Below are 26,537 nucleotides of genomic sequence, written 5' to 3'. Positions count from 1 at the left end.
GGTAGATCATCACCCATGACATTCACCCCCTCCACCGCCACGGGCCGGGCGAGACCCGCTCGCGCCGGGCGACGCACCCTCCTCATAGCCACCGCCGCGGCCCTGGTGAGCGGCGTGCTGCTCCCCGTCACGGGCACCGCTTCGGCCGCCCCGGCCCCCGCCGCCGGGACCACCCCCGCGGCCGGACCCGTCCACCGCTACGACATCACCCTCGTCACCGGTGACGTCGTCCACTACGCCGACGGCGCGGGCAACCAGGACACCGTCACCGTGGACCGCCCCGAGGGCGCCCCCGGCGGCGTCCACGTCCAGCAGGCCGGGGACGACATCTACGTCCTCCCCGACGAGGCGCAGAGCCTCCTCGCGGCCGGCAAGCTCGACCGCCGCCTCTTCAACGTCTCCGCGCTCGCGAGGATGGGTTACGACGACAGGACGACCGGCGGCATCCCGCTGATCGCCACCTACCCCGCCGCCAAGGCCCGTTCGCTGCCCGCCGCCCCGCGCGGCAGCAAGGCCGTCCGGAAGCTGGAGTCCGTCCACGGCGCCGCCCTCAAGGCCGGCAAGGACACCGCCCGCGCCTTCTGGGACGACATCGCGCGCACGGCCACGGCCCGTTCGCTGGACAACGGCATCGCCAAGCTCTGGCTCGACGGCCGCGCCGAGGCCGCCCTCAAGGACTCGGTGCCGCAGATCAACGCCCCGCAGGCGTGGGCCGAGGGCTACGACGGCAAGGGCATCAAGGTCGCCGTCCTGGACACCGGCATCGACGAGGACCACCCGGACGTCAAGGACCGCATCCTGGAGACGAAGAGCTTCGTCCCGGGCGAGGAGGTCGACGACAAGAACGGCCACGGCACGCACGTCGCCTCCACCATCGCCGGCTCGGGCGCCGCGTCCGACGGCGCCAACAAGGGCGTCGCCCCCGAGGCCGGGCTGCTCGTCGGCAAGGTCCTGAGCGACGGGGGCTCCGGAGCCGACTCCGGCATCATCGAGGCCATGGAGTGGGCCAAGGCGGAGGGCGCCGACGTCGTCTCCATGAGCCTCGGCTCCCCGGTCGCCGACGACGGCACCGACCCCATGTCCCAGGCCGTCAACTCCCTGTCGGCGGACGGCGGCCCGCTCTTCGTGATCGCCGCCGGCAACGCGTACGGCGCGGGCACCATCGGCTCGCCCGGCTCCGCGGACAAGGCGCTCACCGTCGCCGCCGTCGACAAGCAGGACAACCGCGCGGACTTCTCGTCCATGGGCCCGCTGGTGCGCAGCTACGGCCTGAAGCCGGACCTGTCCGCGCCGGGCGTCGGCATCAACGCCGCCGCCTCCCAGTCGGTCCCCGGCATCGAGGGCATGTACCAGTCCATGGACGGTACGTCGATGGCGACCCCGCACGTCGCCGGCGCCGCCGCCATCCTCAAGCAGCGCCACCCCGACTGGTCCGGCCAGCGCATCAAGGACGCGCTGATGTCATCGTCGAAGGTGCTGCCCGCCTACACCCCGTACGAGCAGGGCACCGGCCGCCTCGATGTGAAGGCCGCCATCGACACGACCGTCGAGGCCACGGGCTCCGTCGCGGTCGCCGCGTACAACTGGCCGCACAGCGCCTCCGACCCAGTCACCGAACGCACCATCACCTACCGCAACACGGGCAGCGCGGACATCACCCTCGACCTGGCGACGGACAGCGCCTCGGACGCGTACACGCTCTCCGTGAAGCAGCTGACCGTCCCGGCCGGCTCCACCGCCGAGGCCGTCCTCACGCTCGACCCGTCGAAGGTCGAGGCGGGCACCACGTTCTCCGGCCAGGTCGTCGCCAAGGACGCCTCCGGCGCCGTCGTCGCGCACACCGGCTTCGCGCTCAACAAGGAGCAGGAGCTCTACGACCTCACGCTCCGGCTGCGCGACCGCTCCGGCAAGCCCATGGACGGCACCGTGGTCCTCGGCGCCCTCGGCGACCCGAACCTGTCGCCGGTCGCCGTCTCGGGCGACACCACGCTGAGGCTGCCCCCGGGCACCTACACCGCCTGGACCGCCGCCGACATCAAGGGCGACACCGCGGACTCCAAGGCCATCGCCTTCCTGGCGGCCCCCGAGATCATCCTCGACAAGCCGGTCACGGCGACGCTCGACGCCTCCAAGGCCCACAAGGTCAGCGTGCGCACGCCGAAGGAGACCGAGACCCGCCAGCTGCGCTACGACATGGCGCGCACCGCGCCCAACGGCACCGTCCAGCGCGACGCGTACCAGATCCCGCTGACGTACGACCAGCTGTGGGCGAGCCCCACCCAGAAGGTCACCGAGGGCGACTTCTCCTTCCTGACCCGGTGGCGCCAGGGCGAGAAGCTGCTCGACCTGACCGCCGACGGCCGGGACGTCCCGGTCACCGTGCAGAACGGCTCCCCGGTCGCCGAGGACAGCCGCGCCAAGCTCCGCGGCGTCTACGCGGGCAACGGCTCCGCCGCCGAGTACAAGCGCCTCGACGCCAAGGGCAAGGCCGTCGTGATCCGCAGCAGCGACGCGGTGGCCCCGGCCGACCGGGTCGCCGCCGCCGCGGCAGCCGGCGCGAAGGCGCTGTTCGTCGTCAACCAGGGCGACGGCCGGCTGCTGGAGTCCTACGGCGAGTACGGCACCACGCTCGCCCTCCCGGTCGCCACCGTCCAGCGGCTCGCCGGCGAGAACCTGATCAAGGCCGCCCAGCGCGGCAAGAAGCTGACCGTCGAGCAGCACAAGTACGCGAGCTACCTCTACGACCTGGTCGACCGCCACGACGGCACGGTCCCGGACCGCTCGCTCGCCTTCGCCCCGTCCACCCGGCAGCTGGCGAAGATCGAGAACACCTTCTACGGCCACCGCGACGTCATCGGCGGCGGCTTCCGCTACGACATCCCCGAGTACGGTCCCGGGCTCGGCTTCGCCGAGTACGAGAAGTTCCCCGGCACCCGCACCGAATGGGTCACCCCGCTGCCGGGCGCCTCGTTCTGGTACGAGGACCACGCGCAGTACAACGCCGAGGGCACCGACACCGCGCTGGAGGAGCGCGGCGGCGAGATGGACTACCGGGCCGGCTCCACCAACAAGGCCGAGTGGTTCGCACCCGTCACCCGGCCGCGCCTCGGCACGGGCTACTGGGGACCGTTCCGCTCCCAGTGGGGCGACATCCAGTACAACGTCACCCCGTGGACGGACGGCGGCGCCGGGCACTCGGGCGCCATGCCGGACAAGGAGTACGACACCGGCAAGGCCGCGGTCTACCAGGGTGACAAGCTGCTCGACGAGGCGCCGGGCCGCGCCGGCTACGTCGGTGACCTGCCCGCCGAGGAGCTGCCCTACCGACTGGTCCTCGACGCCTCGCGCGACGCGGACACCTGGAAGACGTCGGTGCGCACCCACACGGAGTGGTCCTTCGTCTCGGGCGCCAACGACCCGGACGGCCCGTACCAGGTCGACATCCCCATGCTCCAGCTCGACTACGACGTCGCCACTGACCTCGCGGGTGACGTGCGGGCCGGCAAGTGGACCGAGATCGGTCTGTCGTCCACCACGCAGGAGTGGCTGGACGGCGCCGTGAAGGCCACGAAGGCTTCCCTGTCGGTGAGTTACGACGACGGGAAGACCTGGAGCCCGGTGCAGCTCAAGAAGGACCGGACGGGTTCCTGGACCGCCCGGTTCAAGACCCCGAAGAAGGGCGCCACCGCGGTCTCGCTCAAGGCCCACGCCGAGGCCGGCGGCGGCCTCGCGGTGGACCAGGAGATCATCCGGGCGTTCGGCCTGAAGTGATCCGCTGAACCCTCGTACGAGGCGGCCGTCCACCCGGGAGCGGGTGGGCGGCCGCCTCCGTGTGCCGCCCCGCACGCCCCATTTATATGCAACATACATAAGAAGTGTATGATGCATAAGAAAGAGCTCGGTGCGGGGGCCGGACACAGCACGTCGAAGGAACAGCGCAATGACACTGGAGAACAAGGTCGCCCTCGTCACCGGAGGAGCCTCGGGCATCGGCGAAGCCGTCACCCGGCTCTTCGTCGAGCGCGGCGCCCGCGTCGTGGTGGTCGACCTCCAGCAGGAGGCGGGAGACACCCTGGTGGCCGGCCTCGGGGACGCGGTGGCCTTCCTGCGGGGCGACGTCTCGGACCGCGCGGTCGCCGACCGGGCGGTCGCCACGGCCGTCGAGCGCTTCGGCGGCCTGGACGTCCTGGTGAACAACGCCAGCGCCTCCCGGGTCCGCCCGTTCACCGAGCAGACCGACGACGACTGGAAGCTCGCCCTGGACACCGGTCTCTTCGCCACCCGCAACTTCATGCTCGCCGCGTACCCCGAGCTCAGGAAGGCCCAGGGCGCCGTCGTCAATTTCGCCTCGGGCGCCGGCATCGACGGCCAGCCCAACCAGGCGTCGTACGCCGCCGGCAAGGAGGCCATCCGCGGACTGAGCCGGGTCATCGCCAACGAGTGGGCGGCCGACGGGATCAGGGTCAACGTGGTCTCCCCGATGGCGAGGACCGCGGGCGTCGCCGCCTGGGCCGAGGCGCATCCCGAGCAGTACGCCCTCTCCGCCGCCAAGGTCCCGCTCGGCCGCTTCGGCGACCCGCGCACGGACGTCGCGCCCGTCATCGCGTTCCTGGCGAGCGACGACGCCCGTTACATGACCGGCCAGACCCTGATGGCCGACGGCGGCGCGATCAAGCTCCGCTGACCTGCTCCGCCGCCTCCGGCGCGCCCGCCCCGGCGCGGGCGCGCCGGACACCGGTGCCCAGGACCGCCCCCGCGCACAGCAGCGCCGGGGCCGCCGCCACCGCGCAGCACAGGGCGAGCGGCAGCCGGTCCACCAGCAGCCCCACCGCCGCCGTGCCGCCCGACGAGCCCGCGTTGAACGCGGTGTTGACCCAGGCGCCCGCCCGGGTGCGCCGGGCCGCGTCCGCCGACTCGTCCGCGATCAGGTACGCGGTCGTGAGCGCCGGCGCGACGAACAGCCCGGCCGCGCCGACCACGGCGATCAGCACGTAGACGTGGCCGGCCAGACCGGCCGCCGCCACCGCCGCGCCCAGACCGGCGGCCATGACCGGCAGCCGCACCCCGAGCGGCGCCCGCCACCGCAGCGCGCCGTAGGCCAGACCGCCGACCGCGCTCGTCGCCGACAGGGCGGCCAGCACCCAGGACACCGCCGCCGCCCGGTGCATCGCCTCGGTCAGGGCCACCACCAGCAGATCGAGGGCCCCGAGGCAGAGCCCCACGGCGGCCGTCACGAGCACGGCGCGCCGCAGCGCGGGCACGGCGCCGAGCCGCAGCCCGGGGGCGGCGGAGCCGTCCGCCCCGGTGCCGTGGTCCGGCTTCCCGCGCGGCACCGCGGGCGAGGTCACCAGCGCCCCCGCCCCGGCCGCGATCAGCACCGCGCCGGCCAGCACGGCGACAGCGGGCCCGGTGACCGTCACCGCGACGCCCACCAGCAGCGGCCCGGAGACGTACAGCAGTTCCTCGGCCACGCCGTCCAGGCTGTACGCGCGGCGCAGCAGCTCCCGGTCGGGGACCAGCTCGCTCCACAGCGTCCGCATGACCGGGCCGAGCGGCGGCGTACAGGCCCCCGCCGCCGTGGCGAGGGCCCCGAGGACCAGCGGGGAGGCGCCCGGCCGCCAGGTGACCAGGGCGAGGACGGCGAGCAGCACCGCGTACAGACCGGCCATCGGCGGCAGGGCGCGGCGCGGCCCGTGCCGGTCGATCAGCCCGGCACGGGCGGGGGAGAGGAACACACTGGCGGCCCCGAACAGGGCCATCACCGTGCCGGCGGCCGAGTAGGAGCCGGTGGCGTCCTTGACGGCGAGCAGCAGGGCGAGCGGGGCGATCCCGTAGGAGAGCCGCCCGGTCAGCGCGGCGGCGAAGGTGCGCGCCGCGTGCGGGACGCGCAGGACAGCGGCGTACGAAGGAGTGGACATGGGGGTCTTCCTCGGAGGGCGGCGCGGACTCGGCCGCGCCGCAGGCATGCGGGGAAACCGGAGCGCCGCACCCGGTACGCCGGGCGCGGCCTCGACGGGGTCCTACGCACGAGGAAGAGACACGCGGGCAAGGTAGCAGAGCGCTCCGCTACCCGACGACCCCCGGGCCGGCCGCCATGATCTCCTCCGCCACCGTCCACAGCCGGGGTGTGAAGCGCAGCACCTCGTCGCGCCGGGCGAGCAGGTCCCCGGTGCCCGTGATGCCGGTGAGGTCCGCGACCGCCTCCCGGAAGGCCGGCAGCCGGGCGGTGTGCAGCGCGGGCGCGTCCACGGCCAGCACGGTGTGGCAGCGGGCGAAGGTCGCCAGAATCCAGAACACCGCCTCCCGGTGGTCACCCCGGTCCATGAGCACCCGGCTGCCGTCGACCGCGACGGGCCGCGCCCGCTCGGTCAGGTCGCCGCCGAAGAAGAACGGCGTGCGCACGACGGGGACCGTGGCGTCGAACGTCCGCGCCAGCTCGTCCAGATGGTGCCGTACCAGCGGCGCGGAGACCTCCGCGCAGCCCAGGAGCGCCAGCAGTTCCGGATACAGCTCCTCCTGCCCGAACGCGGTGAGTGCGTCGCGCACCGCGGGATAGCGCAGCCGGATGGTCGGATTGCGCAGGGCGGCCACCAGCGGGACGTGTGCGGTGACCCCGGTGGGGAACAGCCACGCCAGCACCCGGGCGGCGAACGGCCGCGTGGGGTCCAGAGCGGCGAGCCGGCTCTCGACGCGGTGCCGGGCGTCCAGACACCGCCGCCGCACGTGCTCCCGCCGGCCGAAGCGCGGCGCGACGTACGCGTGCAGCGCGCGCAGCCGCCCCGTGGGGTCCTCGATGACGGTGTCCCGGCGGAAGCCGCCCGCCAGGTGGTACGCGCCCAGCACCGCTTCCGGGTCGGCCAGCAGGGACCAGGGCTCGTAGGTGATCTCCAGCAGCGCGCCCCGGTGCGGGAGCTTGCCGGGCTTCGCGGGCGCCTCGGCCCCCTCCGTCACCACGACGACGTCCACGTCCGAGGAGACCGGCAGCTCCGCGTCGTCCGGCCGCCCGACCGTGGACCCGCTGTAGTAGGCCCCCAGGTACCCCGGCGCGGGGCGGGCGTGCGTGGCCACCCAGTGCGCGGCGGCGGCGCGCGCCTCTCCGACTCTCATGTCCGACACCTACGTGCCGGGCCGGCTCGGCGTCAAGCACGGGCGGTCCGCCGCCCGGTAACGTCGGCGGGGCCTTCCGCCCCGTTCCCGTCACACGTCCGGTGAGGTGCGCCATGAACAAGATCGTCTACTGGATGTCGATGTCCCTCGACGGCTTCATCGAGGGCCCGCACCGGAACATCGAGTGGCATGTGATCGACGACGAGCTGCACCGCTACTTCAACAGCCAACTGGCGGGCATGGGCGCCATGCTGGACGGCCGCGTCACCCATCAGCTGATGGCGGACTTCTGGCCCACCGCCGACGAGGACCCGGCCAACGCCGGGCCCACGGCCGAGTTCGCCCCCATCTGGCGCGACACCCCGAAGTACGTGTACTCCCGGACGCTGGACCACGCCGACTGGAACACCACGATCGTCCGCGAGGTCGTCCCCGAGGAGGTCGGGGCCCTCAGGGCGGCGGCCGACGGCGACCTCGCCCTCGGCGGCGCCGGCCTCGCCGCGTCCTTCGCCGCGCTCGACCTGATCGACGAGTACCGCGTCTACGTGCAGCCGGTCCTCATCGGCCGGGGCAAGCCGATGTTCCCGACGGAGGAGGCGGTGCGGCCCCTCCGGCTCACCGGCACCCGCGCCTTCGGCAACGGGGTCGTGGAACTGCGGTACGAGCCCGCCGGGCGGTGACGCCCCGGGACCGGCCCGGGGCGCCGCCGGTCCGTCAGCGGCCCGCCTGGAGCGCCGCCCAGGTGGCGGGGCCCACGACGCCGTCCACGGTCAGGCCCCGCCCCGTCTGGTAGGAGCGCACCGCCGTGGCGGTCGCCGGGCCGAAGGTGCCGTCCGCGTCCACCGTCGAGCCCAGCGCCGCCGTCAGGGCCCGCTGGAGCCGCTTCACGTCCTCGCCCGTCGCGTCCTCGGCGAGCACCGGCGTGGTCCCGGCGGACAGCAGCGCCGTCCACGTCCTGGCGCCCACGACCCCGTCCGCGTCGAGGCCGTGCGCCGACTGGAACGACGTCACCGCCGCCGCCGTGGCGGGCCCGAAGCTGCCGTCGGCCTCGCCCGCCGGGTAGCCCTGGGCGTTCAGCAGCCGCTGGAGGGCGGTGACCTGGGGCCCCGTCGAGCCGGACCGCTGGGTCGTGTACGTGGCGAAGCTCAGCCCGTCCCGGGTCTCGCCGCCCGCCCCGGTGCCGGTCACCAGCTCCATGTAGCGGTCCCAGTCCCAGTACGTGCCCGGGTCGGTGTGGTCGTTGCCCGGGGCCTCGCTGTGGCCGATGATGTGCGCCCGGTCCTTCGGGATGCCGTACCGGTCGCACAGTGAGGCGGTCAGGGCGGCCGACGACCGGTACATCGCGTCCGTGAACCAGGTGGGGTCGTCGATGAAGCCCTCGTGCTCGATGCCCAGCGACGAGGCGTTGGCGCTGCGCGCGTGGTACGCGGTGTCGGCGTCCCGCACCATCTGGGTGATCTGACCGTCCGACGAGCGCACCACGTAGTGCGCGCTCACCTCGGACACCGGGTCCTGGAACCAGCTGATCGAGCCCGCGTACGAGCCCTGCGTGACGTGGACGACGATCTTGTCGATCTCCGCCGTCCGGCCGGTGGTGTAGTTGTTCGGGTCGGCCGGGACCCAGAGCGCGGCCGGGTAGTCGGCGCTGCGGGCACCGGAGTCCGCTGCCGCGGCCCCGTCCCGCTCCGGGGAGACCGGCCGCCCGTCCACCGTGATCCGCTCGCCGTCCGGGGTGAGCGCGGCGAGTCCGTCGGCCAGGAAGGTGTACACCGCGTCGGCGTAGAGCGCGGCGGCCGTGCCCCGCGTACCGCTGTAGCGGGCGACGGCCGGGTACCAGGCGTCGATGTCGTCGCGGTCCCGGGCGTCGAGGCCCAGCCCGTCCGCGTAACCGCGCAGCACCGCCGCGCCGCCCAGGATGTTGGCGGCGGTGTCCGTGCGCAGGGCGGCGACCGGCTCGCCGGTGAGGGCGGCGGCCCGTTCCAGGGTGTGCCGCGCCGGGTTGCTGACCAGGTGCATCACACCGTAGCCGCCCGCCTGGCTGGGCCGTCCGGCGTGGCCGTCCAGGTGGGTCTCGCCGTACCCGACGGCGGCGAGCAGATCGCGCGGTACGTCGAACGCCCGGGCGGCCCGTGCGAAGGCCCGGTCCATCGGGTGGCCGGTGTCCGCCGCCGCGAGGGCCGGGGTGCCGGTCGCGGCGAGGACGGTGGCGGTGAGGGCCGCGAGGAGGGAGACGCGGGTCCGGGTGCGGGCGGCGCGTGTGGGCATACCTGCTCCTGCTGTGTGGGGGAGGGCCGGCCGGCGGGGCCGGTCGGCCACGAAGCCTGCCCACGATAGAGAGCCGTCGAAGGTATGACAATCAGCCCACTGGCGTGTCGAACCCGGTGCACTCCGGCGAAGTTGACGGCCCGTGAGCGCGGCCGCGCCTCGCGGGATTCGTACACCTGGACGACAGCCCACCGCACGGGGGAACGCGGGCCGGGCCCGTCGCCGCCAGGGCGTATAACAGAGAACTCCGGACCGGCCGGCGTCCCCGATGGCACTCACATCTCACGCGGCAAGGCGTCACCGCGTACGACAGCGGAGAAGTGCCCGATGAGCATGAGCACGGCAGACGAGATCAGCACCTTGCTGACGGCGAACTTCGGAACCGACCCCGTGGCGATCCGACCCGACGTGCCGCTCAGGCAGCTCAGGCTGGACTCGCTGGCGCTGGAGGAGCTGCGGCTCCTGATCGAGGACCGCCTCGACATCGACCTGGAGGACGTCCAGCTCACCTCCCGCGACACCGTCGGCCAGCTGGTCGACGCCGTGCACCGCAAGGCCGCCGCGTGACGGCCCCGCACCGGCTGCCGCCGTTCGCCGCGGCCGTCACCGGCATCGGCCTCGTCACCTCTGCGGGCGTCGGCACCGAGGCCACCTGGCGCGCGGTGAACGACCCCGCGACCGCCCCCTGCGTGCCGCACCGGACCGAACTGGCCGGCCTGCCCTGCGACTTCATGTACAGCGTGACCGGACTCGACACCCGGGCCGTCCTCGGGATCGCGGCACACCGGCTGATGGACCGCTTCGCGCACCTCGCCGTCATCGCCGCCCGCGAGGCCGTCGCCGACGCGGGCCTGGACCCGGCCGTCTGGGACAGCGGCCGGGTCGCCGTCGTCATCGGCTCCGCCCACGGCGGCCTGCCCTTCTACGACGAACAGCACACCGCCCTCACCGAACGCGGCGCCCGCCGGGTCTCGCCCAAGCTCGCCCCGCTCACCGTCGTCAACGGCGCCGCCAGCAGCGTCGCCACCGACCTCGGCGCCCACGGCCCCAGCCAGGCCGTCTCCACCGCCTGCTCCTCCGGCACCGTCGCCATCGGCACCGCCCACCAGATGCTCCGCACCGGCGCCTGCGACATCGTCGTCGCCGGCGGCGCCGAGTCCGTCTGCTCCCGGCTCCTGATCGCCAGCGCCTGCCGCCTCAAAGCCGTCTCCACCCGCCGCGACGACCCGCAGGCCGCCTGCCGCCCCTTCGACATCCACCGCGACGGCTTCGTCGTCGGCGAGGGCGCCGGCCTCCTCGTCCTGGAACGCCCCGAACACGCCCGCGCCCGGGGCGCCGTCGTCCGCGCCCACGTCACCGGTTACGGCGCCTCCAGCGACGCCTACTCGGCCGTCGCCCCCGACCCCGACGGGCTCGGCATCGAACGCGCGCTGCGCACCGCCCTCGCGGACGCCGGGACCGACGCCGCCGCCATCGGCCACGTCAACGCGCACGGCACCTCCACCGTCTCCAACGACCTGATCGAGACGGCCGTGCTCCGCCGGGTCCTGGGCGAGCACCCCCTCGTCACCTCCACCAAGGCGATGACCGGCCACACCCTCGGCGCGGCCGGCGGCATCGAGACCGCGCTCACCGTCCTCGCCCTCCAGCACCAACTGGTGCCGCCCACCGTCAATCTCGACGCCCCCGACCCGGACATCCCGGTCGAGGTGGTGAGCAAGGAGGCCAGGCCCGCGGCGTTCGACGCGGCCGTCAAGACCTCGCTCGGCTTCGGGGGCCACAACGCCGCCCTCGTCCTCACCAGGTGACCCGGCCCCGATCGGCGAGACACCCCAAGGACCGGACCTCATGACCGAAGAGACCATCCGCACCCTCACCGTCGAGGGCCTGCGCTACCGCTACCGCGTCCTGCCGCGCCCCGCGCCCCGCACCGAACCGGTCGTCGTGCTCGGCGGCGCGCTCCAGGGCATCCACGGCTGGCCGCAGATGGACGAGCACCTCGGCCCGCACGCCTCCGTGATCACCCTCGACCTGCCCGGGATGGGCGGCGCCGACCCGCTGCCGCCCGGCACCGGGGACGACCTCCTGTGCGCCGCCGTCACCGGCGTCATGGACGACCTGGGCGCCGACCGGGTCAACCTCTTCGGCTTCTCCTACGGCACGTCCGTCGCCTTCGCCTGCGCCCGGCGCGACCCCGGCCGGATCGCCCGCCTGGTCCTCGGCGGCGTACCGTCGCACATCAGCGAGGCGCAGCGCGACGGCTGGGCCCGGGCCGTCGGCCGGCTGGACGCCGGGGACACGGACGGGCTCGCCGCCCTGACCGCCGAGGCGCTGATGTGCCTGGACCCCGACCGGCCGGTCCACCGGCGGGAGCTGGCCCTGCGCTACGTGCGCCGGTCCTTCGCGCACGCCCTCAGGCACTCCCCGCACACGGAGCGCTCGCTGCGCCGGTCGCTGGAGCACCGCCCTGACTTCTCCGGCGGGCTGACCGGGGTCCCGGCGCTGGTCTTCGCCGGCGAGCACGACACCGTGACCTCGCCGTACCACCAGCGGGCCTTCGCGGCGACGATCGAGGGAAGCCGCTTCCTGACCATCGGCGAGTCGGACCACTGGGTCGTCCTGCAACGCCCCGACGACGTGGCGGACCTGGTGGCCCGCTTCGTCACCGACCGGCCGCTGGAGTCCGCGCCCGCCCTGCTGCCGCCGGCCGTGCTGCCGCGTCCGCGTGCGGGCGTGACGGACCGCCACGCGCTGCCGCGGGCGGGCGGCTGAGACCGCCCGCCCGCGGCGGACGGGTCAGTGGTGCCCGTGCCCGTGGGCCGGGGCGTTCACGTCGACGCGCACGATCTGCGGGTCGTGGTCGCTCGCCTGGTCGGCGAACTCCGCGTTGATGTGCACCACGTCGTAGTCGAAGCGGCGCACGCCCGGACTGGTCAGGATGTGGTCGAGGGTCTGCGAGTTGCCCTCGTACACATAGCTGTACTGCTCGTTCTCCGGCAGTGTGGTGATCAGCGGCTTGAGCACCTTGCCGTCGGTCAGCGCGCCCACGGCGGGCGAGAACGCGAAGTCGTTCAGGTCGCCGAGGACCACGACCCGCGCCGACTTGTCCGCCGCGAGCAGCGACTTGACGAAGGTGTTGACCTCCTGCGCCTGCTGCACGCGCTTGGTCTCCGAGCTGCGCACCGGCTCCTGGTAGCGGCCGTGCAGGGGCTGGTCGCCGCCCTTGGACGCGAAGTGGTTGCCGATGACGAAGACGGACCTCCCGTGGAACCGGAACTCGCCGACGAGCGGCTTGCGGCTGTCGTCCCAGGCCGCGTCGGCCGGGGCGATCCGGCCCGGCGACACCGACAGCGTGACGCCCTTCCTCGTCTTCACGGCCTCGGCCGGCGTCGTCGCGTCGCCGCCCGGGCGGTCCACGAAGTCCACCCGCTCGGGGTTGAAGAGGAACACGTTGCGGATGTTGCCGCCGGGCTCGCCGCCGTCCTGCTTGTCCTGCGGGGCGACATAGCGCCAGGAGTAGCGGGGGCCGCCCGCCGCGACGATCGCGTCCGTGAACCGCTTCAGCGTGGCCTCGGAGCCGACCGTGCCGTCGTCGACCGCGCCGTTGTCGTCCTGGATCTCCTCCAGGGACACGATGTCGGGCGAGGAGAGGTTGACCGCGACGCCCTCGGCCAGCGTGTCGAACTTCGCCTGGTCGTCGAGCGCGTCGAGGTTCTCCACGTTGTACGTGGCGACCGCGAGCTCCTTGCCCTTCTGCTTGCGCGTCACCTCGCGCCGCAGGTGGTGGTCGACGACCTCGCCGAGCGCGGTGGCCTGGAGGTTGTAGCCGCCGTACGAGTCGTAGTCCAGGACGCCCGAGGTGGTGCCGGCGAGCACGTCGCCCACGTTCGCGGTCGGCACGGGCGCGGCCGGGTCCAGCGACATGACCTTGATCCGGCCGCTGTTCTGGTCGGTGTACGAGGCGTAGAGCGTGCCGCCGCGCCGGGTCGGGTTCTGCCGCGGCTCGACGGTCACCCACACCTCGTGGTACTTGGTCGTCGCGCCCGTCACCCGGGTGTCGGCGATCTGGACCCGGCTGCCCTCCAGGGATTCGTACAGGTCCAGTGCGTAGGTGGACGGCTCCAGCGGCAGCGCGTCGATCGAGCCGCCGCCGGCCGAGGGCACGTACTTCCCCGGTACGGCCTTCGCGTCCAGCACCACCGGTGCGGGCAGCGCGTTGCCGGACGAGACGACCGTGACCCTCGGCGCGGTGATCTCGGTGACCGACTGGGCGGTGGACGACGGGTAGTACTCGTCCACGGTGCCGCTGACCAGCACCGAGTCGCCCACCTGGACGGCCGGGGCGGTGGAGCCGGTGTAGACGAAGACGCCCTCGCCGGTGCGCGGGTCGGCGTCCGGGGCGGTGTCCTGCATCCAGAAGCCGCGTGAACCCGAGGCGCGCACCGCCGTGACGACGCCGGGGACCCCGGTGACCGCCTTGCCGTCCAGCGCGGAGACCCGGGTGGTGCCCTGGATGTCGTGGATGCGGACGGTGCCGGGCTCGGTGGGGTTGCCGGGGTCGCCCGGGTCCTCGCCGCCGCCCGCGGTCTCGCCGGCCGCGTTGACCGGGGAGGGGGCCGCCGCGGTGAGGTCGGCGGCGTTGTCGTCGGTGTCCGCCAGCGAAGCCGCGCGCGCCACGGAGGCGGTGGCCGACGTGCCCTTCGCCGGGCCGCTGCCTTCCCGGACGACCGCGGTGCCGTAGCCGACCAGGTCCACGATCCGGGTGTCGGCCGCGCAGTCGGCGGCGGTCTTGCAGGTCAGCGGTGCCGTCCCGGAGACCAGGGCCACGGTGCCGCTCGTGGCGGACATGGCCACGTTGCCGGTCGTGTCCGGGGCCGGCAGGGCCACCGTGCCGCCGGCGCCCGCCGCCTCCGCGACGAGGTAGCGGCCGCCGGGCGCGACGGAACCGGTCAGCGCCGACACCTGCCACAGCGAGCCCGCCGACGGGGCGCCCGGCAGGTACTGGACGCTGAGCCCGTCGAGGCCGTACGCGGCCGAGCCGGCGTTGGCCAGCTCGATGAAGTCACGGGTCAGCGTCGCACCGGAGTTCCCGCCGCCCCCGTACACCTCGGAGATCACGGCGGTCGCGGACGGGGCGGCGAAGGCTGCGGGCAGCGCGGTCGCCGAGAGTGTCACGGCTACCGCGCCGGCCAGCAGGGCGGAACGGGTGGTGGATATGCGCACGGAGACTGCCCCTCAGAGTGTGGTGAGGGAGCACAAGCTATGCGCGTAGAACAGGCGATGACAAGGCATCAGTGGTGAATTCCGGGAAACGTTCGGTGACGCACGGGGCTGTCCAGGATGCGGCGACGGTTTGACCGGTCGAGCCGCTCCGGCTACGTTGCGCGGCATGCAGCGATCCGCACACCTCACGACGCGGGGTCACATCGACCTCAAGCGGGTGTGCTCCGCCGTGTGTCACCGCGCCTGAGGCACCGCTCCCGAGGCCCCGTGCCCCGGCCCCGTGCCTCCGCCGAGCAGACACCGCGCCCATCGCCGCCCCGAGGTCTGGAAGACACGGTGAAGAGTCTCTCCGCCCCCGTCCGCCGTCCCCACACGACCCGCACCACACCGCCTCGCCGCGCCGACATACCGGCGCACGTGCCGGGCCGCCGTCCGGCCGGCACCGGTTCGGTCCTCGGCGCGATCCTCGACCACGGCCCCGTAGCCCGGTCCACGATCGCCCGGCTCACCGGCCTCTCGCCCGCCTCCGTCAGCGGGCACGTCGGCAGGCTGCTCGCCCGCGGACTGGTCCGCGAGAGTGCCGAGACCACGGGCCCCAAGGGGCTCGGCCGGCCGCACATCCCCGTAGAGATCGACACTGGAAGCTATCTGGTGGCCGGGGCCCACATCGCCGTCGAGCACTCCACCCTCTCGCTGATGGACCTGCGCGGCCGGATCGTTGCCGAGGACCGCCGGCCCCACGGCACCACCGACCCCCACTGCGTCCTGGCCCAGCTCGCGGCCCGGGTGCCCCCGTTGGTGGCCGCTCGCGCCGGCGGGCGCACCGTCCTCGCCCTCGGCGTGGCCACCGGGCACCGCGTCGACCCGGTCGGCGGGGTGATCGTGGCGCATCCGCAGCTCGGCTGGCACGACGTCCCGGCCCGGGACCTGCTCGCCGCCGCGACCGGGCTGCCCGTCCATGTGGACAGCCACTCCCGCGCCCTGACCCGGGCCGAGCAGCTGTTCGGTCAGGAGTCGACCCGGGCCAGCACCGTCCTGCTCTTCGTCGGCGCGGTCGTGGACGCCGCCTTCGCCACCGGCGGCGCCCTGCACCGGGGACCGCGCTCCGGCGCGGGCAGCGTCGCCCACCTGCCCCTGGGCGCCGGGGGGTCGGACGGTGCCGAGCCGTGCTTCTGCGGGCAGTCCGGCTGCCTCCAGTCGGAGGTCTCGGAGGGGGCCATGGTGCGGCGCGCGGCCGCCCAGGGGCTGGTGACCGGGTCCTTCCCGGAACTGCTCGACCGAGCGCTGGCGGGGGACGCGCGGGCGGTGGCGCTGTTCCGCCGGCGGGCCCGGCTGGTCGGGCGGGCGGCGGCGCTGCTTCTCGACATGTTCGACCCGGAGGTGCTGGTCGTGGTCGAGCCGGGGGCCGGGCGGCTGCCGGAATGCCTGGCCGGTCTGCGGGCGGAGGTGGCCGAGCGGTCCGTGGTGTGCGACGACCCCGAGCGGGCCGTGATGCCGAGCAGCTTCACCGGGTCGGTCCTGGCCGTGGCGGGTGCGGCGGTGGCGCTCGGCTCGCTGTACACGGACCCGATGGGGCCCTGGCCGGCGCTGCCCGCGCTGTCCTGACGCCGGGCCTGCCGCCTCTTTCCGCACTCCGATTTAATTCAGTCAGTTGCATTGTTGACCGGCCGCCGATGCCGACGGGATGATGGATTCATGACCAGCCGACAGTGGAATGCAGCGAAAGCGTCCTCGATGACGCCGCTCTTCCGCTGTTCCGCGCCCGCAGCGATGCGTTCCTGTCGCGGGTGCTGTCCGGGCCTCCGGTAGAACCCGCTGATATCCGGCGAACGTTCCGCGCTTCCGCGCGCCTCGCCGTGTGCCGTTCCGTGCGCATTCCCTTTCGTCGACGGAATTGTCGCGCTGCCTTTTCCAGCTTTCCACCATGGGAGACACGTTGACCGTCACTGTGCCCTCGTACGCGGCCCGGGCCGCCGTCACCGCCCCGGCGGGGATCGCTCCCGACCGCTTCCGGCAGGCGTTCCGCCGCTACCTCGCCGGGGTCGTCGTCATCACCACCGACTCCGGCCGTGGCCCGGTCGGCTTCACCGCGACCTCGCTCACCTCGCTCTCGCTCGACCCGCCGCTCATCTCCTTCGGCATCGGGACCGCGACCTCGTCGTGGCCGCACTTCGAGCACGCCCGTACGGCCGTCGTGCACTTCCTCGGCGCCGAACAGCAGTCCCTGGCCGCCACGTTCGCCACCAGCGGCATCGACCGCTTCGCCGCCCCCACCCGCTGGCACCGCCTGCCCGGCGGTGAGCCCCTGCTCGACGGAGTGGCCGGCCACCTGCGGGTGGAGATCGAGCAGATCGTGCCGGCCGGTGACCACCGCATCGTCGTCGCCCGGGTGGTGGAGGCCCAGCTCGACGAGGGCCGCAGCCCGCTGCTCTTCCACGACGGCGCCTACCTCTCCTTCTGACCACCCCGACGCCACGGATCAGGACTCACGCATGCCACGCCACACCATGCCCCCGGCGGTCGGCCGCCGTTCGTTCCTCGCCCTCACCGGGGGAGCGCTCGTCGGGACCCTGGCCGCCTGCTCGCCCCAGGCCGATGCGGCGGCCGGCGCCGAACCGTCCGGAGAACTGCCCTCCGGGGCGCCGCCTCCGGGGACGGAACTCTCCATAGCCGTCCGTACGACCAAACTCCAGCTCGCCTCCGCCGGCCTCGAAAAGGAACTCCCCTTCCAGGTGGCACAGTGGCCCAATCTCGCCGCGGGCCCCGATATAATCCAGGGTTTCCGGGCGCATTCCATCGACCTCGCCGTGAACGCCGGAATTCCGCCGATCCAGGCCCACGCCATCGGCGTCCGCGCGAAGATCGTCGCGGTGCAGGTACGGAAGAGTCCGTTGTACGCGTTCGCCACGGGAGCGGGCTCCGACATTCGATCAGCCGCCGATCTCCGGGGCCGGAGGATCGGCTTCTCGCAGGGGCAGGCGCAGGGCGTCGTCGTCCTGCGGGCACTGAAGCAGGCGGGCATCGACACCGACGACGTCGAGCTGGTCGCCCTGCCCAGCACCCAGTTCCTCACCGCCCTCCAGTCCGGACAGGTCGACATCGCCCCGCTGGGCGAGCCCACCCTCACCAAGTACCTCGCCCAGTACGGCAAGGACGGGGCGCGCGCCCTGAAGACGGACGTGGTGGACCTGCTCACGGTGCTCTGGGCGCCCAACGAGGTGCTGAACGACCGCGCCAAGGCCGCCGCCGTCCGCAGCTTCGTCCCGCTGTGGGCCAGGGGCCAGGTCTGGGCCTGGGAGAACACCGACCGGTGGATCGACACCTATTACGTGAAGGACCAGGGCGTCTCCCGGGCGGACGGCAAGCGCATCGTCGCCTCGCTCGACAAGCCGCTCTTCCCGGCCTCCTGGGACGAGGCCATCGCCTGGGAACAGGAGACCGCCGACCTGCTCGCCGCCGGCGGATTCGTACCGGAACAGGACGCCACCGACCTGTTCGACCGCCGCTTCGAAGGGCTGGCGGCCGAGGCCGTACCCGCCCCGTACCGGGAGAAGCCATGACCGAGCTGCTGACGCACACCCCCCGCACCGGCCCGCCGGCGGACCCGGCCGTCGCCCCCGCGAAGACGCCGCCCACCGCACCGAGGGGCACGCGCCGGCGGCTGGGCCCCGGCCGGGCCGTCCCCTTCGGGCGGCTCATCGGACCGGTCCTCGTCATCGCCCTGTGGTGGGCCGCCTCCGCCACCGGCTATCTGGACCCCCGGATACTCTCCGGCCCCGGCACGGTCCTCTCCACCGCGTCCGACCTCGTCTCCAGCGGCCAGCTCCAGGACGACGTCCTCATCTCGCTCCAGCGCGCCGGGCTCGGCCTCTTCTTCGGCGTGACCACCGGGGTCCTCCTCGCCGTCGCCGCCGGGCTGAGCCGGACCGGCGAGTACCTCCTCGACGGACCGCTCCAGATCAAGCGTGCCATCCCCTCCCTGGCCATGCTCCCGCTGCTGATCCTCTGGCTCGGCATCGGCGAGCAGATGAAGGTCACCGTCATCGCGCTCGGCGTCGCGGTGAACATGTACATCAACACGTACGCGTCACTCACCGGCATCGACGGCCGGTACGTCGAACTCGCCGAAGGACTCGACCTGAGCCGGGCGCAGTTCATCCGCAAGGTCGTGGTCCCCGGCTCGCTGCCCGGCTTCTTCGTCGGACTGCGCCTCGGGGTCACCGCGTCCTGGCTCGGCCTGATCGTGGTCGAGCAGGTCAACGCGACCAGCGGCATCGGCTACATGATGTTCCAGGCCCAGCAGTACGCCCAGTCCGACGTGATCATCGTGGGCCTGGTCGCCTACGGGGTCTTCGGCTTCGCATCGGACGCGGCCGTACGCGCCGTCGAGAGGAGGACCCTGTCATGGCGACGCACCCTGGCGGGCTGACCACCCTCGTCCCCCGCCCCGCGATCCGCACCCGGAAGCTGGTCCGCCGCTTCGGCCACCGCGACATCCTCAAGGAGCTCGACCTCACCGTCGGCGCGGGCGAGTTCACCGCACTGCTCGGGCGCAGCGGCTCCGGCAAGTCCACCCTGCTGCGCGCAGTCGCCCGCCTCGACCACAACGTCGGGGGTTCCGGAGAACTCACCGTCCCCGGCAGGGTCTCGCTCTCCTTCCAGGACTCGCGGCTGCTGCCCTGGCTCCGGCTCATCGACAACGTCATCCTCGGTCTGCGCGGCCCGAAGGCCCGCGAACGCGGCCTCACCGCCCTGGCCGAGGTCGGTCTCGGGGGCCGCGACCGCTCCTGGCCGCACGAGCTGTCCGGCGGCGAACAGCAGCGCGCCGCCCTCGCCCGCGCCCTGGTCCGCGAACCCGGCCTCCTGCTGGCCGACGAGCCGTTCGGCGCCCTGGACGCGCTCACCCGGATCAAGATGCACGACCTGCTGCGCGAACTCTACGAACGCCACCGCCCCGCGGTGCTCCTGGTCACCCACGACGTGGACGAGGCCGTCGAACTCGCCGACCGGGTCCTGGTCCTGGAGGACGGCCGGATCTCCGTCGACCTCACCGTCGACCTCCCGGCCCCACGCTCCCGGCGCGACCCCCGCTTCCAGGAGTACCGCGACACCCTGCTCGCCGCCCTCGGGGTCGCGCAGCCCCGCACCGAAGGGAAGGATTCTCATGACCCGCACGCCCGACCGTAAGCAGCTCCACCTCAACGCCTTCCTCATGTCGACCGGCCACCACGAGGCGTCCTGGCGGCTGCCCGGCAGCCCGGCCGACGCGAACACCGACATCGAGCATTACAAGAACCTTGCCCGGATCGCCGAACGCGGCCGTCTGGACTCGGTGTTCCTCGCCGACAGCCCCGTCCTGACGGGCGACCCCGGCCGCCGTCCCGCGGCCAACCTGGAGCCGACGGTCCTGCTCACCGCCCTCGCCGGCGCGACCCGCCACATCGGGCTCATCGCCACCGCGTCCACCAGCTACAACGAGCCGTACAACCTGGCCCGCAGGTTCGCCTCGCTGGACCACGTATCGAGCGGCCGGGCCGGCTGGAACATCGTCACCACCGCGGGCGCCGACGCGGCCCGCAACTTCGGCCTGGACGACACCCCGCTGCACCGCGACCGCTACCGGCGCGCCGGTGAGTTCGTGGAGGTGTCCACCAAGCTCTGGGACAGCTGGGCCGACGACGCGGTGATCGACGACAAGGAGCGCGGCGTGCACGCCCTGGCCGAGCGGGTGCGGCAGACAGGGCACCGGGGCGAGTTCTTCCGCGTCGACGGGCCGCTCAACGTGCAACGCTCCCCGCAGGGATACCCGTTGCTCGTGCAGGCCGGCTCCAGTGAGGACGGCAAGGACTTCGCCGCCCGGTACGCGGAAGCGGTCTTCACCGCCCAGCAGACGCTGGAGGAGGGCATCGCGTTCTACAAGGACGTCAAGGAGCGCGCCGTCGCCGCCGGGCGCAACCCCGACGGCATCAAGATCCTGCCGGGCATCGTGCCCGTCATCGCGGACACCGAAGCCGATGCGCTGGCGCTCGACGCCGGACTGGACGACCTCATCGTCCCCGAGTACGCCAAGCGGCAGCTCGCCCGCCGGCTCAGGATCGCCCCGGACGACCTGGACCTGGACGCGCAACTGCCCGAGGACCTCCCGACCGAGGACGAGATCGAGGGCGCCAAGAGCCGCTACACCCTCATCGTGGAGCTGGCCAGGCGCGAGCGGCTGACCGTGCGGCAGCTCATCGGGCGGCTCGGCGGCGGGCGCGGCCACCGCACCTTCGCCGGGACCGCCGAACAGGTCGCGGACACCATCGAGCACTGGTACGACAGCGGGGCTGCCGACGGGTTCAACATCATGCCCGCCGTGCTCCCGTCCGGCCTTGAGCTCTTCGTGGACCGCGTGGTGCCGATCCTCCAGGGACGGGGCCTCTTCCGCACCGACTACACCGCGAGCACCCTGCGCGGCCACTACGGGCTGCCGCGCCCCGCCAACCGCCTCTTCGACGCCCCGGTGCGCGACGCGGACGGCTACGGCATCGGGCTCGCGCAGGCCGGCTGACCGGGGGACGGGCGACGCCGCCCGTCCCCGCGCCACCTCGCCGTTCAGGCGGCCGGCACCCGGTCCAGGAAGCCGCTGACCGAGGAGATCCGGCCGTCCTCGGCGAGCGTGGCCACGTCGAAGCCGGCGACGGGCGCCGAGCCGTCGGGCGCGACCAGCTCCCACCCGAAGCGGACCAGCGCGTGGTGCCCGTCCACCGCGCCGGCCGGGCGGAACGTGAACCCGGGGAACTGCTGCCGCGCCCCGGTGATGGTGGCCGCCAGCTGCTCGTGCCCCCGTACGTCGGCCAGCGGGTCGGTGTACGCCGCCTCGTCGGTGAACGCGGCGGCGACGGCCTTCTCCAGCTCCTCGGGCCCGGCGTTCCAGGCGGCGAAGTAGCGCTGCACGGCGTCGTCGTAGGCGGTCATCGTGAATCCCTCCCGTAGGGCCCCCGGCCGGTGGGCCGGGAGCGCTGTGCTCGTGAGGAACACGATGTCCGACGGCGCGCGGGGCGTCGATTACCTCCGGGGTAAGGGGAAATGGGGGCGGGCCCGCCTACGCCTCGTCCGCGATGACGTGCACGGCGGCCTCCTCGGCGGAGGCGGCGGCGCCGTCGATCCCGACGTCCTCGCCCGCCGTGCTGTCCGGCTCGTCGATGTCCAGGTCCCGGGTGAGCCGCCCGGCGCGTACGGTGCCGACCTCGCGGTCCCAGGGTTCGCCGTCGCCGTCCACGACGTCGCCCACGCCGTCCCCGGGCGGGCCGTCGTCCTCGGGCCGCTCGCGCGCGAGCCGGCTCTCCAGGGATTCGCCCCGGTGCTGCTCGGCGGCGGTGGTGCCCAGGTCGTCCACGGCGTAGGGGCGCTCGGGAGGCGAGTAGCCCCGGTCCAGGACGTCCTTCACGTCCGGGTCGTCCAAGGTGTCCTCCGTGTCGAGCTGCTCGACCGGATCGGATGCCTCCGACTCCTGCTGGGGCTGATAGACGTCGTCGCCCAGACCGGCCTCGTCCATGGCGCTTCCCTTCCCGCGGCGGGGCTCTTCTTCAGCATAGGCAGCCCCCGCCCGGACCCGCAGGACGCGCCCGTGCCCCTGCATCCGGCACCCGGGTGCGCGACCATGGACAGTGCACGCCGGGGCGCGTCCCCCGGGGCCGGCCCGGAACAGTCGTCTGGAGAGCCGTCATGGAGTATCCGGAGAGCTACGAGCTCGTCTTCCAGTCCGCGGCAGTGGAGGACGACGCCGTCACCGTCCACCGGACGTCGCGGAGTGGTGCGGGCGGACATCCCGTCTACGAGGACGACACCGGCATCGTCCGCGCCGAGATCAGCGATCACGCCGAGGTGCGCATGCTCGCCAGCGGCGGTCACCAGCACCTGGGGACGCCGATGGTGGTGCGCGAGGAAGCCGCCTGAACGGCTGACAACCGACGCCCGGTCCGCACCCCGGCCCGGGCGTCGTTCCCATGCCCGTATCACGCGGAAACGTGCCTGTACATCATGCCGAGGCAGGACAATCCGCCCAGGGTCCTCCCACACTTGGTCGAAATTTTGCCCCTGGTGCCGGGTTGGGGGAGGACACCAGGCAGACTCACCCTGTAGGAATCTCGCCACGAAGAGGATCACGCATGATCACGTTGAAGAAGGAAGACGGCCCGGCGGACCTGGACGGGGTGACCCACCTCTCCATCGGCGTCTCCTGGGACCCCACCGTCGGCAGCAGTGGCGGGCTGATGGGGAAGCTGAAGCAGAAGAAGGGCACCGACCTCGACCTGATCGCCATCGCGATGCAGGGCGCGGACCCGGTGCGGCTGGCCGGCCTGGACTCCCTGGACCCGCTGGGCAACGGCTCGCTGGTCCACAGCGGTGACAACCAGACCGGCAAGGGCGAAGGCGACGACGAGACGGTCACCGTCGACTTCGCCAGGATTCCCCCGAATGTCACGGCGGTCGTCTTCGTCGCCGCCGCGTACAAGAAGGGCAGTTCCTTCCAGAGCGCGCGCAACGTCAGCATCAAGGTGTACGACGCCACGGGCGGCAGCAGCCAGCAGGTCGCCGACATCTGGCCGAGCCTGCTCACCAACGACAACGGCTGCGCCGTGGCGAAGGCCATGCGCGTCGGTGCCGGCTGGAAGCTCCAGGTGATCAACGAGACCGGCAAGATCAAGCAGGGCGACGAGCACGCCCTGATGCGCTTCGCGATCAGCAAGTAGCACGGCGTACGGCGCGGCCCCGGCCCGCGCGCACCCGGTCAGTCGACCCGGCGCGCGCGGGCCGGGGCCGTCGGGTTCCCGGCGGCCAGCGGCGACCGCGCCAGCTCCACGCACCCCGCCGCGATCAGCCCCAGGGCCAGCAACTCGGGCAGCACCCACCAGCCGGTGCGCACCTCCTCGCCGAACAGGGTCACCCCGTACAGGACGCTGATCAGGGCGTCGCCCAGCGTCAGACACGGCTGCACGGCGACGAGCGTGCCCGCCTGAAGGGCGTTCTGGAGCAGGAACAGCGCGCCGACCCCCGCCGCCGCCGTGGCGTACAGCTGCCAGGAACCGAACAGCGCCCCCGCGCCGCCCGCGTCGAGCCGCGCCATCGCGTCCTTCATCAGCGCGGCGGTCAGCGCGTAACCGCAGGCGGCGGCCGTGGCCAGCAGCGCGGCCCGGAGATTGCCCCGGGTGGCCAGCGCGCCCGCGATCAGCAGCGCCTCGAACACGCCCGTCAGGATGAGCGCCGGCACCCACGCCGCCCCCCGCACGGACTCGCTGCCGCCGCCCGGCGCGGCCGTCGCCATCCCGAGGGCCAGCCCGGCCGTCACCGCGGCGACCCCGAGCCAGACCGTACGGGGCACGCGTGCCCGCATCATGAATCCGGCCAGGAGCAGGGTCGCCGGAAGCTCGATGACGAAGATCGGCTGCACCACGGAGATCGGCCCGGTGGCCAGCGCGACGGCCTGGCAGACGGCGGCGACGATCACCAGGGCGATCCCCGCGAGCCACACCTTCTGCCGCAGCAGATGGCCGATGAGCGACACCCGCATGGCCTCGGTCTGCGGTACGTCGAGGGCGGCCCGGCGCTGGAGCACGGAGGCGGAACCGTTGCTGAGGGCGGTCAGGACGGCGAAAAGGACGGCGATCACGGGACCATCATGCGGGTGGCCCCGCCGCGATCCCGGCTTCGCCGGATGACGGCATGGCGGCCCGGGACGTCTTCAATTAGGACCGAATCCGACCGCTTGGACGCGTAGCGTGCCCGTCATGGCCGTGAAGAAGAAGACCTCCGCCGGTGCCGCCCCCGTCCCCGTGCTCACGCCCCGGGCCCTGGGCCGGGCGACCCTGGAGCGCCAGCTCCTGCTGCGCCGGACCGCGATGAGCGCGAAGGACGCCGTCACCCACCTCGTCGGTCTCCAGGCCCAGAACACCAAGCCGCCGTACTACCAGCTCCTGGCCCGGCTCCAGGACTTCCGGCCCGCCGAACTGGCCGCGCTGATGGAATCCCGCGAGGTCATCCGCATCGTCTCCCTGCGCTCGACCATCCACACCCACACCGCCGACGACGCCCTCACGCTGCGGCCGCTGGTGCAGGCGGCCCGCGACCGGGAGCTCGGCATCTTCCGCAAGGGGCTCACGGGCGTGGACCTGGACCGTCTGCGCGAGCTGAGCAGGGCATACGTCGAGGAGGCCCCCCGCACCCCGAAGGAGATCCGCACCCGGCTGCTCACCGAGTGGCCCGACGCGGACCCGCGGGCCCTGAGCAGCGCCGCCCGCTGTCTGCTGCCCCTGGTCCAGGTCACCCCGCGCGGCCTCTGGGGCGTGAGCGGCGGCGTCGCGCTCACCACCGTCGAGCACTGGCTCGGCCGCACGGCCGACCCGGCCCCCGACATCGAGGACGCCGTGCTGCGCTACCTCGGCGCGTTCGGCCCCGCCTCGGTGAAGGACATGCAGAGCTGGGCCGGGCTGACCCGGCTGAAGGAGGTCTTCGAGCGGCTGCGGCCCCGGCTCGTCACCTTCCGCGACGAGCACGGCGTCGAACTCTTCGACCTGCCCGACGCCCCGCGCCCCGCCGAGGACACCCCCGCCCCGCCCCGCTTCCTGCCCGAGTTCGACAACGTCCTGCTCGGCCACGCCGACCGCACCCGCGTCATCCCGGCGCCGCTCAAGGGCCTCAACGGGGTGGGCAACCAGACCTACGGCAGTGTGCTGGTGGACGGCTTCTTCGCGGCGGTCTGGCGGCTGGACGCCCCGCGCGACGCCCCGGCCGTCGTCACCGTGCAGGAGGTGCGCCCGCTGACCCCCGCCGAGCGGGACGCCCTGACCGGGGAGGCGGCGGACCTGATCACTGCGATGACCCCGGCCACCGAGCACGACGTCCGCTTCGGCCGGTTCGTGGACCTGGGCTGCTGAGGGGGAGCGGAGGCGGGGCTGGGCCGGCGACGGCTTGACGCGGTCCTACGGCTCCGGGGCGCGCCCTCTACGGCAGCAGCCCCGCCCGCCGGGCCGCCACCACCGCCTCCAGCCGGGTGTGCGCCCCCAGCCGACGCATCGCGGACCGCAGATAGCCCTTCACCGTCTCCGGACGCAGCCCCAGCCGGTCCGCGGCCACCGCGTTCGTGGCGCCCGCCGCCACACACGCCAGCACATCGATCTCGCGCGGCGCGAGCCGGACCTCCCGCGCCCCGGGCTCCCGGGTGCCCGTCGCCGACGCCAGCCGCCCGCACACCGCGAGCAGCTCGTCCCGCAGCGCCGGGTCGAGGACCTTCGGCATCAGGGCGCGCAGCTCGCGGTGCGCCTCCCGGACGTCTTCCCAGGCCCCCGCCCCGGACCCGGCCTCCGGCTCCGGGCGGCTCGCCGCCAGCAGCTGCCGCGCCTCGTCCCGGACCACCAGCGCCTGCTCCACGTCCCGGGCCGCGGCCACCGCCGCGTCGAACGTGCGGTCCCCCAGCGTGAGCGGCTCACGCAGCGCCCCGTACAGCACCCCCCGCACCTCGCGCCGCACCACGACGGGGACGGCGACCACCGAGCGCAGGCCCTCGGCCGCGACGGCCGTGTCGTACTCGTGGCTGATGTGGCGCGAGGACCGGTAGTCGGTCACCGCGCACGGCCTCGACAGGGCCATGGACTTGCCGCCCAGGCCACTGCCCGAGGAGATCACCAGACCCCGCAGGGCCGCCGTACGCGCCCCGTTCACCTCGGCGATCCTGGCGTGGTGGCTGTCGGAGAGCAGCCCGCCGAAAGCCACGGGCAGCCCGCTCGTCCGGCGCAGCCGCAGCAGCGCCACTTGCATCTCGACCGCGTCGACGGATTCCGGCACCCTGCCGCCTCTCTGCCCCGCCCCCGATGGAATGGCGGTCCCGACACCCCCGTCCGGGGGTGGTGAGACCTGGGTCACTGTTTACATCATGTGAGGAGCCGAAGAACCGGCCGGGTCGG

At 73.4% G+C, this 26,537-nt stretch carries 23 protein-coding genes; 15 read left to right on the top strand and 8 right to left on the bottom strand.

From position 1 onward, the window contains the following. The first annotated feature begins 15 nt into the window (after positions 1–15). Together ACFUJY_RS04250 and ACFUJY_RS04245 are read left to right on the top strand one after the other, a co-directional pair. Positions 16–3,771 (top strand): S8 family serine peptidase, encoded by a 3,756-nt coding sequence (locus ACFUJY_RS04250; RefSeq protein ID WP_383294258.1) that lies wholly within the window; start codon positions 16–18, stop codon positions 3,769–3,771. 169 nt (positions 3,772–3,940) lie between these two features. After that, on the top strand, positions 3,941–4,684 hold the full coding sequence (locus ACFUJY_RS04245; RefSeq protein WP_383294255.1) for an SDR family NAD(P)-dependent oxidoreductase: 744 nt from the start codon (positions 3,941–3,943) through the stop codon (positions 4,682–4,684). On the opposite strand, the gene ACFUJY_RS04240 is transcribed toward ACFUJY_RS04245, so the two are convergent. Then, entirely contained in the window at positions 4,671–5,918 is a 1,248-nt protein-coding gene (locus ACFUJY_RS04240; protein ID WP_383294254.1) for an MFS transporter, read from the bottom strand. The two genes, ACFUJY_RS04245 and ACFUJY_RS04240, sit on opposite strands and share 14 nt — an antisense overlap. A gap of 148 nt (positions 5,919–6,066) precedes the next feature. After that, on the bottom strand, positions 6,067–7,107 hold the full coding sequence (locus ACFUJY_RS04235; protein WP_383294251.1) for a hypothetical protein: 1,041 nt from the start codon (positions 7,105–7,107) through the stop codon (positions 6,067–6,069). A 113-nt stretch (positions 7,108–7,220) separates the two neighbouring features. Between ACFUJY_RS04235 and ACFUJY_RS04230 the strand changes: the two genes are divergently transcribed. Beyond that, the gene (locus ACFUJY_RS04230) at positions 7,221–7,787 is read left to right on the top strand and encodes a dihydrofolate reductase family protein (RefSeq protein ID WP_383294248.1); all 567 of its coding nucleotides are present in this window, start codon (positions 7,221–7,223) and stop codon (positions 7,785–7,787) included. Between the two features lie 34 nt (positions 7,788–7,821). On the opposite strand, the gene ACFUJY_RS04225 is transcribed toward ACFUJY_RS04230, so the two are convergent. Beyond that, a complete protein-coding gene (locus ACFUJY_RS04225; RefSeq protein WP_383294245.1) occupies positions 7,822–9,372 on the bottom strand; it encodes a peptidoglycan-binding protein in 1,551 nt (516 codons plus the stop codon). A 333-nt stretch (positions 9,373–9,705) separates the two neighbouring features. On the opposite strand from ACFUJY_RS04225, the gene ACFUJY_RS04220 reads away from it, so the two are divergent. The 3 genes from ACFUJY_RS04220 to ACFUJY_RS04210 are packed head-to-tail and all read left to right on the top strand — an operon-like array spanning position 9,706 to position 12,144. Beyond that, entirely contained in the window at positions 9,706–9,939 is a 234-nt protein-coding gene (locus ACFUJY_RS04220; RefSeq protein ID WP_383294242.1) for an acyl carrier protein, read from the top strand. Beyond that, positions 9,936–11,180 (top strand): beta-ketoacyl-[acyl-carrier-protein] synthase family protein, encoded by a 1,245-nt coding sequence (locus ACFUJY_RS04215; protein WP_383294239.1) that lies wholly within the window; start codon positions 9,936–9,938, stop codon positions 11,178–11,180. The genes ACFUJY_RS04220 and ACFUJY_RS04215 overlap by 4 nt, the downstream gene beginning before the upstream one ends. A gap of 40 nt (positions 11,181–11,220) precedes the next feature. Then, a complete protein-coding gene (locus ACFUJY_RS04210) occupies positions 11,221–12,144 on the top strand; it encodes an alpha/beta fold hydrolase (protein WP_383294236.1) in 924 nt (307 codons plus the stop codon). A 24-nt stretch (positions 12,145–12,168) separates the two neighbouring features. Here the strand turns inward: ACFUJY_RS04210 and ACFUJY_RS04205 are convergent, their stop codons facing one another. Next, positions 12,169–14,595 carry an endonuclease/exonuclease/phosphatase family protein gene (locus tag ACFUJY_RS04205; protein ID WP_383294233.1) on the bottom strand — a complete coding sequence of 809 codons (2,427 nt, stop codon included), beginning with the start codon at positions 14,593–14,595 and terminating at the stop codon, positions 12,169–12,171. Between the two features lie 336 nt (positions 14,596–14,931). On the opposite strand from ACFUJY_RS04205, the gene ACFUJY_RS04200 reads away from it, so the two are divergent. The 6 genes from ACFUJY_RS04200 to ACFUJY_RS04175 all read left to right on the top strand — a co-directional run bounded on the left by ACFUJY_RS04200 (position 14,932) and on the right by ACFUJY_RS04175 (position 21,145). Next, a complete protein-coding gene (locus tag ACFUJY_RS04200) occupies positions 14,932–16,200 on the top strand; it encodes an ROK family protein (RefSeq protein ID WP_383294230.1) in 1,269 nt (422 codons plus the stop codon). A gap of 319 nt (positions 16,201–16,519) precedes the next feature. Continuing rightward, complete coding sequence (locus tag ACFUJY_RS04195) at positions 16,520–17,056, top strand: flavin reductase family protein (protein ID WP_383294227.1); 537 nt, start codon at positions 16,520–16,522, stop codon at positions 17,054–17,056. 31 nt (positions 17,057–17,087) lie between these two features. Next, positions 17,088–18,155: an ABC transporter substrate-binding protein gene (locus ACFUJY_RS04190; RefSeq protein WP_383294224.1), complete on the top strand. Its 1,068-nt coding sequence runs from the start codon at positions 17,088–17,090 to the stop codon at positions 18,153–18,155. Further along, complete coding sequence (locus tag ACFUJY_RS04185; RefSeq protein ID WP_383294221.1) at positions 18,152–19,024, top strand: ABC transporter permease; 873 nt, start codon at positions 18,152–18,154, stop codon at positions 19,022–19,024. Before ACFUJY_RS04190 ends, ACFUJY_RS04185 begins: the two co-directional genes overlap by 4 nt. Continuing rightward, the gene (locus ACFUJY_RS04180; protein ID WP_383294218.1) at positions 19,000–19,782 is read left to right on the top strand and encodes an ABC transporter ATP-binding protein; all 783 of its coding nucleotides are present in this window, start codon (positions 19,000–19,002) and stop codon (positions 19,780–19,782) included. The genes ACFUJY_RS04185 and ACFUJY_RS04180 overlap by 25 nt, the downstream gene beginning before the upstream one ends. Then, positions 19,760–21,145 (top strand): LLM class flavin-dependent oxidoreductase, encoded by a 1,386-nt coding sequence (locus ACFUJY_RS04175; RefSeq protein ID WP_383294215.1) that lies wholly within the window; start codon positions 19,760–19,762, stop codon positions 21,143–21,145. The genes ACFUJY_RS04180 and ACFUJY_RS04175 overlap by 23 nt, the downstream gene beginning before the upstream one ends. Before the next feature lie 44 nt (positions 21,146–21,189). Here the strand turns inward: ACFUJY_RS04175 and ACFUJY_RS04170 are convergent, their stop codons facing one another. Both ACFUJY_RS04170 and ACFUJY_RS04165 read right to left on the bottom strand, forming a co-directional pair. Then, positions 21,190–21,552, bottom strand: a complete 363-nt coding sequence (locus tag ACFUJY_RS04170; RefSeq protein WP_383294211.1) for a nuclear transport factor 2 family protein — start codon at positions 21,550–21,552, stop codon at positions 21,190–21,192. A 127-nt stretch (positions 21,553–21,679) separates the two neighbouring features. Continuing rightward, positions 21,680–22,132 (bottom strand): DUF5709 domain-containing protein, encoded by a 453-nt coding sequence (locus ACFUJY_RS04165; protein ID WP_383294208.1) that lies wholly within the window; start codon positions 22,130–22,132, stop codon positions 21,680–21,682. Positions 22,133–22,302: 170 nt separating this feature from the next. Here ACFUJY_RS04165 and ACFUJY_RS04160 point away from each other — a divergent pair, with 170 nt between their 5' ends. Further along, entirely contained in the window at positions 22,303–22,533 is a 231-nt protein-coding gene (locus ACFUJY_RS04160) for a DUF6296 family protein (RefSeq protein ID WP_383294205.1), read from the top strand. A gap of 212 nt (positions 22,534–22,745) precedes the next feature. Continuing rightward, complete coding sequence (locus ACFUJY_RS04155; protein WP_383294202.1) at positions 22,746–23,330, top strand: TerD family protein; 585 nt, start codon at positions 22,746–22,748, stop codon at positions 23,328–23,330. Between the two features lie 38 nt (positions 23,331–23,368). On the opposite strand, the gene ACFUJY_RS04150 is transcribed toward ACFUJY_RS04155, so the two are convergent. Further along, the gene (locus ACFUJY_RS04150; RefSeq protein ID WP_383294199.1) at positions 23,369–24,247 is read right to left on the bottom strand and encodes a DMT family transporter; all 879 of its coding nucleotides are present in this window, start codon (positions 24,245–24,247) and stop codon (positions 23,369–23,371) included. 118 nt (positions 24,248–24,365) lie between these two features. Between ACFUJY_RS04150 and ACFUJY_RS04145 the strand changes: the two genes are divergently transcribed. After that, the gene (locus ACFUJY_RS04145; protein WP_383294196.1) at positions 24,366–25,511 is read left to right on the top strand and encodes a winged helix DNA-binding domain-containing protein; all 1,146 of its coding nucleotides are present in this window, start codon (positions 24,366–24,368) and stop codon (positions 25,509–25,511) included. A gap of 67 nt (positions 25,512–25,578) precedes the next feature. On the opposite strand, the gene ACFUJY_RS04140 is transcribed toward ACFUJY_RS04145, so the two are convergent. Further along, positions 25,579–26,418 (bottom strand): response regulator transcription factor, encoded by an 840-nt coding sequence (locus tag ACFUJY_RS04140; RefSeq protein ID WP_383294193.1) that lies wholly within the window; start codon positions 26,416–26,418, stop codon positions 25,579–25,581. Positions 26,419–26,537 lie beyond the last annotated feature (119 nt).

Origin of the sequence: Streptomyces sp. NPDC057249 (assembly GCF_042669245.1) — a bacterium.
In the GTDB taxonomy this organism is placed as follows: domain Bacteria; phylum Actinomycetota; class Actinomycetes; order Streptomycetales; family Streptomycetaceae; genus Streptomyces.
This window is presented reverse-complemented; position numbering and strand designations above follow the sequence as displayed.